This is a genomic window from Rheinheimera sp. WS51 (assembly GCF_050936095.1).
Classification (GTDB): domain Bacteria; phylum Pseudomonadota; class Gammaproteobacteria; order Enterobacterales; family Alteromonadaceae; genus Alishewanella.
In genome coordinates, this window is the sequence record NZ_JBOTRC010000001.1 from 720611 (window position 1) to 733373 (window position 12763).

The following is a 12763-nucleotide window of genomic DNA, read 5'->3' on the forward strand; positions in this document are numbered from 1 at the left end:
CAGCCCAGCAAACGCTGGGCTTTTTTATATCTGATATATAAGACTTATCAGCAGCTTCTTATTATTAATCTATAACACCTCAATAAACACTCAGTTTAATTCCAATTCAGCTATTTTTAACTGGTTAAATATACAGTTGCAAGTTAAATTTGTGTTGCAAATTTAATAGGCGGCATAAAACACGCTTTCACACCAAGGTTTTTCGCAAAAGAGCAAGGATGTTATTGATTTAACGAAAAATGTTAGTTAATTTAGCAAGATGTAAAATCGTGATAGAAGGCGCGCATAGTAGAGTGAAAGCGTGCGTTTTGCATTATATTAAGCTGTTAAGGGAGTTGTTCGGTGAAAAAAATCGCTCAGCTTGGTCTTATTGTTTTCATGTTGATACTTTTAGCTTCATGTAATGCACTTCTACATAAAGGTTATGAGCAGGAAATTGGCTGGATTGGGACTGCGAGCATAAATGACGATGGCGAGATAACTTTAATGCTCAGGTCAAAAGATAAAAATGGGAAGATAGCTCATGGATATTTCAGCTACCCTACGGATCATGAAGATTATCAACGCATAAAACGACATGTTGGTGAACTAGCGGTTGGAGAGTTAAAACCAATTCCGCCATTTGAGGGTTAAAGAAGTAAAAATGTCCATATACCTTAACAAGGCCAGTCAGCAACGCTCCCGTTGGTCGCTGGACCTCACTACGTTCGGCCGCTGCTGGCGGCGTTGAGGCTGTAGAAAAACCCTAAAGTAGTTCAAAAAACAGCCATTATTTACTTCCCACCGATCATGGTTTGTGATCAAATAGGTATTATCAATTAGGCATAGGAGCCTTGGTGATGCCGCGATTTAAACCACTTAATTATCAGCAAAGTTCTATGGTGGTCATTAACTACTTAGACCAACTGCAAGCTGGCACTTTTGAACATGCCATCCATCATTTAATTGAATCGAAACTCGATTTGTCGGTGTTTTACCCCAAGTATCAAAATGATGTAACAGGCCGTCCAGCCTATGATCCTGCTGTTTTATTAAAGATAATTTTGTTTGCGTACTCCAAAGGGATCACCTCCAGCCGTGAAATTCAGTGGTGTTGCGAAACCAATGTCATTTTTAAAGCGCTTAGTTGCGATTCAGTACCACACTTCACCACCATAGCTGCCTTTGTGAGTAACCGCAGAAAAGAGATAGAAAAGGTCTTCGAACAAGTGCTGTTGATATGCCATACCCAAGGGTTATTGGGCAATGAATTGTTTGCCATTGATGGCTGTAAACTGTCATCAAATGCCGCAAAAGAATGGTCAGGCACCTTTAAAGAGCTAGAAGAAAAGCGGGCTAAATTTAAACGACAAATTCGCTATCAAATGCGCGAGCATGCGCAGTTAGATAAAACGGAATCGGCAGATGAGCTACGTAAACAGCGCACCGCGCAAACCATCGAGACATTAAATAAAGCACACGACAAGATAGATAAGTTTCTAAAGCAAGCCAGTCCACGGATGGGCAAGGGTAAGCGCGTACAGGAAGTGAAGTCGAACATAACGGATAATGAATCAGGCAAAATGACCACCAGTAAGGGGACAATTCAAGGGTATAACGGTGTGGCCGCGGTGGATAAAAAACACCAAATTATTGTCGACGCGCAGGTGTTTGGTGAAGGCCAAGAGCATCACACATTACAACCGGTATTAGAGAATATTCAAAGCCGATTTCAACGTTTAGCCATCAGTGACAACATACTTAAGGCCCAAACGATAATCACTGCTGATACCGGCTTTGCTAATGAGCAAAATATGCAGTATTTGCATGATAATCATATCAACGCTTCCAATGGCAATTGTTTTGTTTAATTCATAACATCGAAAAGCTTAAAAACTACGGCCAATTAACGGCATAGTTACCCCACACCTAGCCCAAAAAAGCTCTGTTAAACCATAAATAACGCTTCATCACATCACTGAAAATCAAAACTGATAAGGTTAATGCGTTGATTAATAAATGTTGCAAAAACCTATAGCTCAGGGCAAAGTTATGGCCATTATTAAATGGTTAAAAAAGCGATGCGTTGAATGGTCAGGAATGGCTTTTTCTACAGCCTCGTTAGGCAAAAACATGAATATACTGATACTTACCTACGGAACCCGAGGCGATGTGCAGCCGTATATCGCATTGGGGCAAGGCTTAAAGCGGGTAGGGCATTGTGTAACAGTGTCAACGAGCTCACGATTTAGCGAGACTATCGAATCCGCTGGGCTGCACTATGCATTCATGAACGACGGTATGCTGACGTTGTTGGATGCACCAGAAAACCAAGGCGTATTGGAAGATACAAACAATATATTTCAAGTTGTAAAGCGTACGTTAGGCCTGCTAAAGAGAATCGGTCCGATACAGCGCTCCTTAGCTGACGAGAGCTGGGCCGCAGCACAAAAATCCCAGCCAGACATCATCGTATTTCACCCTAAGGTGTTTATTGCACCTGATATCGCTGAAAAGCTCGGTGTTCCAGTTGTGATGGCGCTTGTCGTGCCAGGGTTAGTGCCAACGGCTGAGTACCCAAACATGATGCTACCGCGACTGAAGCTGGGCGGGTGGTATAACAAACTCTCCTATAGCTTTGTTAATCGACTGATTGGGTTGTCGGTCGCTAAGCACGTTCGAGCATGGCGCAAAGTAAACCGTTTGCCGAAAGCAAAGCGCTTTAGCCTGTTACAAACCACCGATGGTACATCAATTCCTGTTATTCATGGCTTTAGCAATTTGGTACTGTCACGACCTGACGATTGGCCTCAAACTGCTAGCATCTGTGGTTACTGGCATACCGAAGATGTTGAAGACTATGAACCTTCACCAGAGCTTTCAGCCTTTTTGAGCGCTGGTCCACCGCCTGTGTATGTTGGCTTTGGCTCGATGACTGGACGTGACCCCGAACGGCTGGCACGTATAGTCGTTGAAGCCCTACAAGGCGCAGGCGTGCGGGGCATTCTTTCGACGGGTTGGGGCGCTATGAAGATGAAGGCATTGCCCGAAAGCATGATTGCAGTTGATCAGGTACCCCACTCATGGCTATTTTCTCGTGTATGTGGGGTGGTTCACCACGGAGGTGCAGGAACCACGGCGGCTGCATTACTTGCAGGCAAACCATCCATTATTATTCCTTTTTTTGGAGATCAACCCTTCTGGGGGCATCGCGCACATACTCTGAACGCGGGCTCAGCCCCGATTCCGTTGAAGAAGCTGACGGTTGAAAGACTTGTAGCAGCCATAAAAGCGATAACCACCGATCAAAATATCATCGACCATACAGCAGCACTAGGAGTGAATCTTCGAGAGGAAAGTGGTGTAGAGAGCGCAGTTGCAGTGATTGAAAGTCTTGTGGACGGGCCTAGCGAAGCATTGCAGCGGACAAGCCGTTGAATGCGGCGTTGAGACTGTAGAAAAACCCTAAAATAGTTTAAAAAACAGCCATTATTTACCTCCCACCGATCATGGTTTGTGATCAAATAGGTATTATCAATTAGGCATAGGAGCCTTGGTGATACCGCGATTTAAACTTCTTAATTACACCAGCAATAACAAGCTTAAAACTACGGCCAATTAACGGCGTAGTTACCCCACATTTAGCCCAAAAAAGCCCTGTTAAACCATTAATAACGCTTCATCACAGCACTGAAAATCAAAACTTACAAAGTTAATGCATTGATTAATAAATGTTGCAAAAACCTATAGCTCAGGGCAAAGTTATGGCCATTATTAAATTGATAAAAAAGCGATGCGTTGAATGGTCATGAATGGCTTTTTCTACAGCCTCGTTATGGCTACAAGGAGACTCCGAATGTTTAAATGGATATCTTCGCTCTTCAGTAATAAAGAAGACGCGAAGCAAAGTGAAAAAAGTCCCTATGCCGCTGTAAAGGTTTGGTTTGACGAAAATAATGTGTGGGCACATTGGACAGAAAAGGAACCACAGTCTATTGCTTGGAATGAACTTATTGGCGTTGCAGTGGAAACAACCGATGAAGGTCCATTTGTTGAAGATGTGTGGTGGCATTTGGCAACTAAAGACGGAGTTATAACTTATCCTAGTGAGGCCACTGGGGCTGGTGAATTACTACAGCGTCTTCAAGAGATTCCAACTTTTAATAATGAACGACTCATAGAATCTATGTCGTCCACTGAAAATCAAACCTTTATACTTTGGGATCATGAAGGCCGTCATGAGTAAAGCCATAACAAGGTAAGGCAAAATCGTTCCGCTTCGCTCCACTGGACGCGCTTACGCGCGCCTTTGCTTGCGGCGTTGGTAACTTAGGAATACTATGTATCGAATGAGCATTTTTTCAATTGTCCTAGCCCTTTCAGGCTGCAGTGGCGTACCTGACTGTCGTAATGTGTCTTCAATCGTTCAATTGGACAACAAGGTTACCACTAGATTAGCTGATGAACTTCGACGAGTACATATGGCGGGTACTTTTGATGGGCTGGTACTGGTTGCCGATGATAAAACTGTTTTATTTAAAAGTGCTTATGGTTGTGAAGATAGAGAAGGCTTCGTGAAAAATAGTGCCGCCGCTATCTCTGATATGGGGTCAATTGCGAAAACGTTTACGGCAGCCGCAGTGCTACAACTTGCCCAGAATGAAAAACTACAGCTTTCTGACACGATTGGAGATTTTTATCCAACGGCCTCTGATGAAGTAAAGCCTATAACCATTGTGCAGTTATTGGGGCATTCAAGTGGCTTGGATAACTTCCACAATGATTCTGACTTTGAGTTGATGGATAAAGCCGAGGCTGAGAACAGAATCTTATCTATGCCGTTAATTGCTAAGCCTGGCGAGAAAATTGCGTATTCCAATGCAGCGTACACTCTTTTGGCTGCTGTCGTAGAGAAAGTGAGCGAACAACCATTTCAGGATTATGTTCACGACAACTTATTGACTCCGTTAAGCTTGGGTAATACAGGTTTCTATCAAGATAAACTGGTATCTTCAAGTCACCTAGCTCGAGGCTATGGGGGAGATGACCAAGGCCGTACCACTTTTGAGAAAGGCTTAACCTGGGCGCTAATTGGGGCTGGTGGTATGGTTACTTCAATTGATGATTTGGCTATTTGGTCTGCTGCACTTAAAAACGGAGCGATGTTCCCTGCAGGGGCGCCAAGCTTAGCTTTTTCTAAAGCAAATGAACGATGGTTGCTGGGGAGTTTAGCGCAGGTAGAAATCAGTGGTGAATCCATCATTCAGATGGGTGGCAGCACTGATTACGGCTACACCGCTTTGATTCAGTTTGTTCCGAATCGAAATCTCTTAATTGTTTTGTTGCTAAATGCTCATGACGATAAATATAAAAATGCCACGCACCATCAGCTAAGCAGAAATCATATATTGCCCATATTGCTTGGCGAGGGCGCAGAGTTACCAAACAATTCAATGCAGCCGACCGCGGCGGCGTCGGCTGATTGAAGCGTTAGCTTTCAGGAGAAGTATGAAGTTTTATCTCATTATCTTGGTGATTATTAGCACGCAAGTTACTTATGCCGAAAGCCTTACAAAAGTGCAACTTGATGATACTAAAATTTGCTATCCATCTAGTTTTTCACCGGACAGTTCATTTATGAAAGCATTTCTTGCACCTATCGCTGACGAGCTCGATAGTTCGGATGGTCAAGAATTGATATACATTCCAGCTCAAAATATTAAGGCAAAGGTTTCGGGATACACATTAAGCCATATCAAGAACAATGGGGTGAATTTTGAGCACGAGCTCACGGGGTTGGCATATGCAAGCTCCCAGATTGGCAATCCTAATGGAATGGCTGAAGCCGCTTGGAACGTTTACGACAGAACAGATACCGTGTATGTGGAAAAAGATCCCAATCTGCCTTTTTATCGTGTTTATGAGTATCACAAGCCTCTTTTTATGTGGCACCTTGTTCGATCTGAACCCTTGAAGAATCCAAGCAAAGCTATTCCAGCGGACTGGTATATAGGCCATTGCTCTGAATCGGCAGGCAGCTTTAGCTGCAAACAAACAATTAATTTTGAATCCATATTTTATGAATATGAGCTACAAGCTCATGATCTACATCTTCGTAGCGAAGTCAGCGAAACCGTGAAATCGCTGTTTAAAGAGTGGAAGCAGAACTGTAAAAAAAACTAACACATATGAGCCTTCTCGGAGTCAATAGGTAAAACCGAACTTCTGGCCGCGTTAGCGGCCAGTTAGTTATCCATCAGCAAGATACTCTGCTTCATCTATCATCATGGTTGCCAGTCGATAGCCAGCTGATTTCAGCATCCTTGCTGACAGCAGGGGCACCAGACATTCATCGGTTAACCTGTTGCTGGCACTATTCAAGACGACGGGCTTAAAGCCGCTAGCAAAAATAAGCTCTGCTCAGCCATTAATAACGCTTCATCACAGCACTGAAAAATCAAAACTGACAAGGTTAATGCATTGATTAATAAATGTTGCAAAAACCTATAGCTCAGGGCAAAGTTATGGCCATTATTAAATGGTTAAAAAAGCGATGCGTTGAATGGTCAGGAATGGCTTTTCTACAGCCTCGTTAGTTGGCGAATGTAATCTGAGGGATTAGACGTGAAGAAAAGGATGGGGCTAGTATTAATTGAAGTGCCGTTATTGGCTTCAATCATAATCAGATTGCTAGCTTGTATTATTGCGTACATCTATCTCGGAAATCTCATTGATGCTGTTCAAAGTGGACAGATTATTAGACGAGGCAATATTTACACTCTTAATGACAACCCGCGGTCATACTTTATTCGGATATCACTTTATTCTGTATGCGCATTTGTTGGTTGTTGGTATGTAACTCTCGGTACAAAGGTAAAAGATGGCAACTAGCAACCGCCTGCACAAACGCGCCCTGCGGGGGCTCGACTCGCAACAATTTGCTCGCGTTTGTGGCGGGCGTTATGTAGCTAAAGCGTCGGATGTCGTGTCACTGTCAGGTATATTTCGTAGCCGCCAACAATGTTGATAAGTTAAGTTTTCCTCACAGATGGACGAGGGTATTTTATGATAGTTAAAAAATTACGAGAGAAACGAAATTGGTCTCAAGAGCAACTTGCAATAATGTCTGGTTTAAGTACCAGAACAATTCAACGAATTGAAAGTGGCAATAAAGCCAGTATTGAATCTCTTAAATCGCTCGCCTCTGTTTTTGAAATAGATATTTCTAAACTAAAAGAGGAAATTATAGTGATAGACAAAAATTCAGAATCATGGAAATCAGAATCACCTTTTGTAAGGTGGTTTTTTTGGGGAGTTAAAGCGAGAAAGCAAGTGTTAAGTATGGAGTTTTTTTGTTTAACTCTTGGTATCTTATCATGGATTATTAAACCTGATATTTTTGCCACTCCTGCATTCTTTCTAATGGCTTATATTTTTGCGACAATGAAATATTACATCGATCGCAAAAAGTATTGGTAAATTAGCTACATAACACATATGAGCCTTCTAGGAGTCAATAGGTAAAACCGATCTTCTGGCCGCGTTAGCGGCCAGTTAGTTATCCATCGGCAAGATACTCTGCTTCATCTATCATCATGGTTGCCAGTCGATAGCCAGCTGATTTCAGCATCCTTGCTGACAGCAGGGGCACCAGACATTCATCGGTTAACCTGTTGCTGGCACTATTCAAGACGACGGGCTTAAAGCCAGTTAGTTTTAGGAGCGGTGTATTTTTATGTGTTTTAAACATAACAAGACGCATCACTCACTCCTTTCGGTCGCTGAGACGTCAAACATTAAGACGTTTTTCCGCCCGTGGGCTTGGCGTTTGTGTTATTAGGAGGAATGTTGAAGTTCAGCTTATTAATTGCCATTACGTTATCCTTTTCACTCTCTGCCCAGCCAAACCTGCTCAGTGTTAACGAGTTCGAGCTCGAGTACGAAGTTTCGGGACAGGGTAAGCATACTGTTTTGTTGGAAGCCGGTGGTGGCGCTGGAATGTCGGATTGGGACTCAGTTTTTAACCAAATAGCCGAGCATGCCACGGTTATTCGCTATTCCAGAGTAGGCAATGGCAAATCGACGGCGATTAAACGACATTTTACGTCTAATGATTACGCCAACTATGCAAGCGAGCTTTTAGTTAAATTGAATGTTAAACAGCCTGTTATTTTAGTTGCTCATTCATATGGTGGCAGCGTTGCGAGAGAGTTCGCCGCAGCTTATCCAAAACAAATAAAAGCGCTATTAATGTTAGACCCATCCTCTGAACATGATGTTGATATATTGCGGGCAATTGATTTGGAAAAAGGAAACCAAGAAATTGCTCAAATCAAACTGGATGACATGGCTGAGGGTATGTCGAACCAGTATCTCGATTTTTGGAGTAAAAGGCCGCTCCCTGATTATCCACAGATTAAAGATATGCCTGTAACAGTTATTGCTTCTGTCAGGAAAACAATTAATCCTGCTAATTTATTTTTTACTGATCAAGGCAGGAACATGTGGGGTGAACTATGGCAAAGCTGGACAGGTGCATTTCCGCAGGGAAAGACTGTTCTAACAGCAAAAAGTGGTCATTTTATTCAGGTGGATGAGCCAGAATTGGTTGTGAACGAGCTTTTAGCCCTCATACAAAAGTTGGAAAAACACTAGCAAGCAAAGGCACCGACGCCAAACAGCAGCGCGGATGCTTTGGGCGTTATGCGAAAGGATAGAAATGTTTAGGAAACTAGTATATTTAGCAACTCTAGCTTTATGTATAGGACTTGGGATTGCAATCGAGTGGATTCACTCTTACCATGAAACCCAAGATAAATCAGATAAGAGCCAGATGCTTGAAAAGGTTCTTACACATGCAAATATTCAGATATTAGAAGAAAACTATTCATGTGATGGTAAGCCTGTGCAGACGGTTGGTGCGGTTATAGCTTCAATAATTGAGTTCAATTCCAGTCACAGTAAAAATATGGTGTCTTACGGTTGCTATAACGAAACCTGTACAATTTCGTACACAGATTGCAAGCCTTGGCAGAGCTCTGAGTGTTCAAGCAGATTTTTAAAATTTCAATTAAATGAAACTGGCAATATCAAGAAAAATAGTTTCAGTTGTTTTGACATGCCCTGAGCGCATAACAAGGGCTGTATTTGACCTCCGGTCGTTGTTACCTTTTGTGCAAAAGCCTGCACAACATCCGCCAACAGCCTCCGGCAAATGAGGCAGACGTTATGTGCTTACAATGTTAGAGAAAGGAGTGCTTGTTTCTAAATGCAAGTTGAACCGCTATTTTGTAACCCGTCATGTAAAAATGAACGGTACAGGTCGTTTAAGTCATGCCCTCTATGCGAAAAATGTTGGGCTCCCAATGATAGCAGTACTGAAACTTATTATTGCAATACGGCATGGGAAATGTGTGCAAACTGTTCGTTAAGTAATTCTCGTTGTGTTGCTTGTGGAAAGGATTTTGATGAAAGGAAATTTTAAATGGATTTTGATCGGGTTGTTAGCATTCTGCGTAATGGCTTCCTTTATCTCAGGTATTGTCGTTCTCGTCATGAAAATGATGAAGGGCGAAGCATATGATATATCACTCCAGGCAGTTCGAGATAACCCGATGGTTATCGAAAAAATAGGGAAAGTTATAGACCCTAGTTGGTATGTTCTTGGCAATGTAAATATAAATGGTCCTGAAGGCAGCGCAACTATCGAGTATTCGATTAGTGGAGAAGTGTCTGCAGCTAAGGTATATGTTTACGCTACTCGGCATGCGGGTGAGTGGACTTTGTATAAGCTTATAGTTGCGCCCGAAAACGATGGTAATCGAATCATTGTAATTGACAGTGAGAATAACTCATAAAGATCCGCTCGTTTGTGCATTTGCTTCACAAACTTTCGCACATACCCGCTCCTCATAGTGCGCGTTTTTATCGGTGTTGATGGTGCTGAACAATTTATCTCAGCGGTATTAGCTGAAATATCTCAGTATAATAGTACATTGCAGCATATAAGCCGTTGAATGCGGGCGTTTTGTTAAAAAAGGAATTTAGATGGTATTTCCATTACTAGAAACTGAGCGGTTATTGCTTTCAGAGCTGCGTCTAGAAGATGAAGCTGATCTGTTTAATTTGTTTTCCAATCCATCTGTAGTTGAGTATTACGATTTAGATGTATTTAGTGAGTACAGTCAAGCTGCCAATTTAATTAATCTTTTTACGTCAAGATATGAAGAAAAACAAGGTATTAGATGGGCTATCCGCTTAAAGTCATCTGGTCGAGTGATAGGCACTTGTGGCTTCAATTCGTGGAGTAGCAAAATGCGTAATGCGATTATTGGTTATGATCTGCTCCCTGAGCTTTGGCGGCAAGGTTACTCCTTAGAGGCTGTGCGTGCCATTATTAGTGCAGGGTTTTCGGGGGCTTTGCCTTGTGGAGAATTACATCGAATTCAAGCAGATACAGTTCTTGGTAATAGTGCCTCTGAATCATTACTCCGTCGGCTTGGATTTAAAGAAGAAGGAGTTCGGCGTGAGTGTGGATATTGGAAGAATAAATTTCACGATCTCAAATGTTTCGGCTTGCTCCGCTCAGAGTTCAGTGCAACATAACAATCCGCATTATTTGGGGCCTAGGCCCCTGTGACGCTCACAAGTTAGTCCTGCGTAGGCCTTTAGTTTTTGATGGAGTAATATCCATGTCCAAGCGAAGATGTCATCTATTCTGCTGGTTTGCGTATCCAAATGAGTGGGCAAAGGTTTTAATATAATAGACTAATTTGGCTGGAATTAGCTTTTATACAGCTGCGTTATTCAATTTAAATAGTGCTTTCCTCTATGGACTTAGCCAAGGATTGCTATAGGCGGGGTTAGTGGTAAAACTGGGATCACTTAAGCTGTGTAAAAAGGCGAGTAGGGCTTGTTTCTCTTCTGTTGTTAGGTTAAAACCGCGAACAAAACTGCTTTTGGCTGGGTGTTGTCGGCCATCACTAATTTGGCCATCGATAGTGCTGACTAAGCCGCCAGCGGCATAAAAATCAATAACTTGCTCTAGTGTCGCTAGGCTGCCATCGTGCATATAAGGTGCGCTTAATGCAATATTGCGCAAGGTTGGGGCACGAAAACGGCCGTCATCAGCGGGGTTTAAGCTGACTTCGCTTAAGCCGGTATCGTGTTGTGGATAGCCCATATCGGCTAAGTCTGTCCGTTGTGTGTAATATAATCCGGTATTATGAAAGGGGCGCCGGTCTAAGGGTTGACGCTGATGGCTGGTTGCTTGGGTAAAATTAAAGCCGCCATGACAGTGGTGACACTCTAAACGCTCTGAGAAAAATAAGTCTAACCCCATTAATTCTTCTTGGCTTAAAGCGCTATCATCTTGTTGGTAGGCGTAGCGATCAAAACGCGAGTTAAAAGAAAGTAGTGAGCGGGTAAAGCTGCTAAGCGCCGCAACAACTTGGCTAAAGTCTGGCTTATTACTAGCGAAGGCTTTTTTAAATAATTCAGGGTAAGGTTGTCGGTTTAATCGCGCTAATATGGCTTGTTCTTGGCCTGCTGCCCCTAACTCTATTGGCGCATCACCAAATAAAGGGATAAGCAGCTGAGATTCTATATGGGCTAAGCCATCATGGGCCCAAGTAAAACTATTATTGTAAGCCACATTAACTAAAGCTTGTGCATTACGCCTATGAGGTTGGCCTGTGCTGCCTTTTGACACTTTTTTTGGCTCGGCAAAGGCGTGTTGCTGTTGGTGACAACTGGCACAGCTTTGGCTTTGATTACTCGATAAGGCGGTATCGTAAAACAAATAACGGCCTAGCTCGACTTTAGCCGCCGACATGGGGTTATCAGAGGGCACTACAGGTTCAGGAAACCCTGGTGGTAATTGCCATTGATAAGCTGGCTCGGGTTTAGTGCAGCTAGTTAGCATCATTTGCATTGATATTAGCAACAGTACTAGTGCTAGCCTCATTGCGTGCTCCAGCCGACAGCTTGGTTATTGATGCCTAGTCTTGGCAATAATTGTTGGCAACTCAGTCGGTTAGGATCGGCCATGCAATGGTTATCTGCCGATAAAGTAATATCGCTTATAACAGGGGCTAAATCGAATTGTAGCTGTTGGCCGACTTTATAGTTTACTTGAATTCTGGCTAGGTTAGGCGATGTGCAGGGCGCTGTAGGTGGCCGAAGCGCACTTGCAGAATGACAGCCAGTAGCACCTAGATGTAAGGCCCATTGTTGATCCACCGCGCCGAGCTCTAAGCGTAAATATTTATAACCACTTTGCCAGCTCCAAAACATATCACTTTGATTTAAAGGCGCCGCTGCGCGAAGCGGATCTTGGTGATTAAGCCTAGCCGGAACACCAACTAAAAAGCTTAATTGGCCATCATTAAGTGGTTGGTTAAATTGCAGTTGCCATTGATCGTTGTTATCGCAAACAGTGCCTAATAAGGCGATAGTAGCTTGTTGATTAACAGGCTCTGAAGCGAGGTTTATGGTTTTATTATTAAGGCTAAATTCGCTTAAATAAAGCTGAAACTGCTGTAATTGCCATTCTTGTTCGGCAATATTCAGCATGTGCTGACAATGAAGAGGTTGGCCATTGAAAAAAAGTTGCAAGCTAATAGTGGAGGCCTTAGTGCCTGAATTATCTGGGCTGCAGGCGGTAACTAGCGATAATGACAGGGCGAAAAACAAATAAACAACTTGTTTTAACATAAATAAACACTTGCATAACAATAACAGGCCGCTAACAATACCTGAAATACTAAAATTGGTCGAGAGCCAA

13 protein-coding genes and 1 pseudogene are annotated in these 12763 nt (G+C 42.8%); 11 read left to right on the forward strand and 3 right to left on the reverse strand.

Annotated features, from left to right (window positions below; translation table 11 throughout):
- Nucleotides 1-342: 342 nt before the first annotated feature.
- The 7 genes and pseudogenes from ACRCA4_RS03340 (at nucleotide 343) to ACRCA4_RS03370 (ending at nucleotide 7458) form a co-directional block, all read left to right on the forward strand.
- Nucleotides 343-633, forward strand: a complete 291-nt coding sequence (locus ACRCA4_RS03340; protein WP_433184126.1) for a hypothetical protein — start codon at nucleotides 343-345, stop codon at nucleotides 631-633.
- A 206-nt stretch (nucleotides 634-839) separates the two neighbouring features.
- Nucleotides 840-1823, forward strand: a pseudogene (locus ACRCA4_RS03345) (transposase); the annotation flags it as partial.
- A 175-nt stretch (nucleotides 1824-1998) separates the two neighbouring features.
- Entirely contained in the window at nucleotides 1999-3417 is a 1419-nt protein-coding gene (locus tag ACRCA4_RS03350; protein WP_433184129.1) for a glycosyltransferase, read from the forward strand.
- 418 nt (nucleotides 3418-3835) lie between these two features.
- Complete coding sequence (locus ACRCA4_RS03355; protein ID WP_433184132.1) at nucleotides 3836-4225, forward strand: hypothetical protein; 390 nt, start codon at nucleotides 3836-3838, stop codon at nucleotides 4223-4225.
- Between the two features lie 235 nt (nucleotides 4226-4460).
- Nucleotides 4461-5465 (forward strand): serine hydrolase domain-containing protein, encoded by a 1005-nt coding sequence (locus tag ACRCA4_RS03360; protein ID WP_433184135.1) that lies wholly within the window; start codon nucleotides 4461-4463, stop codon nucleotides 5463-5465.
- Between the two features lie 22 nt (nucleotides 5466-5487).
- Complete coding sequence (locus tag ACRCA4_RS03365; protein WP_433184138.1) at nucleotides 5488-6162, forward strand: hypothetical protein; 675 nt, start codon at nucleotides 5488-5490, stop codon at nucleotides 6160-6162.
- Between the two features lie 882 nt (nucleotides 6163-7044).
- The gene (locus tag ACRCA4_RS03370) at nucleotides 7045-7458 is read left to right on the forward strand and encodes a helix-turn-helix domain-containing protein (RefSeq protein WP_433184141.1); all 414 of its coding nucleotides are present in this window, start codon (nucleotides 7045-7047) and stop codon (nucleotides 7456-7458) included.
- Between the two features lie 79 nt (nucleotides 7459-7537).
- Here the strand turns inward: ACRCA4_RS03370 and ACRCA4_RS03375 are convergent, their stop codons facing one another.
- Nucleotides 7538-7741, reverse strand: a complete 204-nt coding sequence (locus ACRCA4_RS03375; protein WP_433184144.1) for a hypothetical protein — start codon at nucleotides 7739-7741, stop codon at nucleotides 7538-7540.
- Between the two features lie 86 nt (nucleotides 7742-7827).
- Between ACRCA4_RS03375 and ACRCA4_RS03380 the strand changes: the two genes are divergently transcribed.
- The 4 genes from ACRCA4_RS03380 (at nucleotide 7828) to ACRCA4_RS03395 (ending at nucleotide 10584) form a co-directional block, all read left to right on the forward strand.
- The gene (locus ACRCA4_RS03380) at nucleotides 7828-8634 is read left to right on the forward strand and encodes an alpha/beta fold hydrolase (protein ID WP_433184147.1); all 807 of its coding nucleotides are present in this window, start codon (nucleotides 7828-7830) and stop codon (nucleotides 8632-8634) included.
- 34 nt (nucleotides 8635-8668) lie between these two features.
- Nucleotides 8669-9106, forward strand: coding sequence for a hypothetical protein (locus ACRCA4_RS03385; protein WP_433184150.1), 438 nt, complete (start codon nucleotides 8669-8671; stop codon nucleotides 9104-9106).
- Nucleotides 9107-9446: 340 nt separating this feature from the next.
- Nucleotides 9447-9836, forward strand: coding sequence for a cytochrome c oxidase assembly factor Coa1 family protein (locus ACRCA4_RS03390; protein WP_433184153.1), 390 nt, complete (start codon nucleotides 9447-9449; stop codon nucleotides 9834-9836).
- Nucleotides 9837-10026: 190 nt separating this feature from the next.
- Nucleotides 10027-10584, forward strand: a complete 558-nt coding sequence (locus ACRCA4_RS03395) for a GNAT family N-acetyltransferase (RefSeq protein WP_433184156.1) — start codon at nucleotides 10027-10029, stop codon at nucleotides 10582-10584.
- A gap of 223 nt (nucleotides 10585-10807) precedes the next feature.
- On the opposite strand, the gene ACRCA4_RS03400 is transcribed toward ACRCA4_RS03395, so the two are convergent.
- Nucleotides 10808-11944: an MbnH family di-heme enzyme gene (locus tag ACRCA4_RS03400; protein ID WP_433184159.1), complete on the reverse strand. Its 1137-nt coding sequence runs from the start codon at nucleotides 11942-11944 to the stop codon at nucleotides 10808-10810.
- The gene (locus tag ACRCA4_RS03405) at nucleotides 11941-12693 is read right to left on the reverse strand and encodes an MbnP family copper-binding protein (protein WP_433184162.1); all 753 of its coding nucleotides are present in this window, start codon (nucleotides 12691-12693) and stop codon (nucleotides 11941-11943) included. Before ACRCA4_RS03405 ends, ACRCA4_RS03400 begins: the two co-directional genes overlap by 4 nt.
- Between the last annotated feature and the right edge of the window lie 70 nt (nucleotides 12694-12763).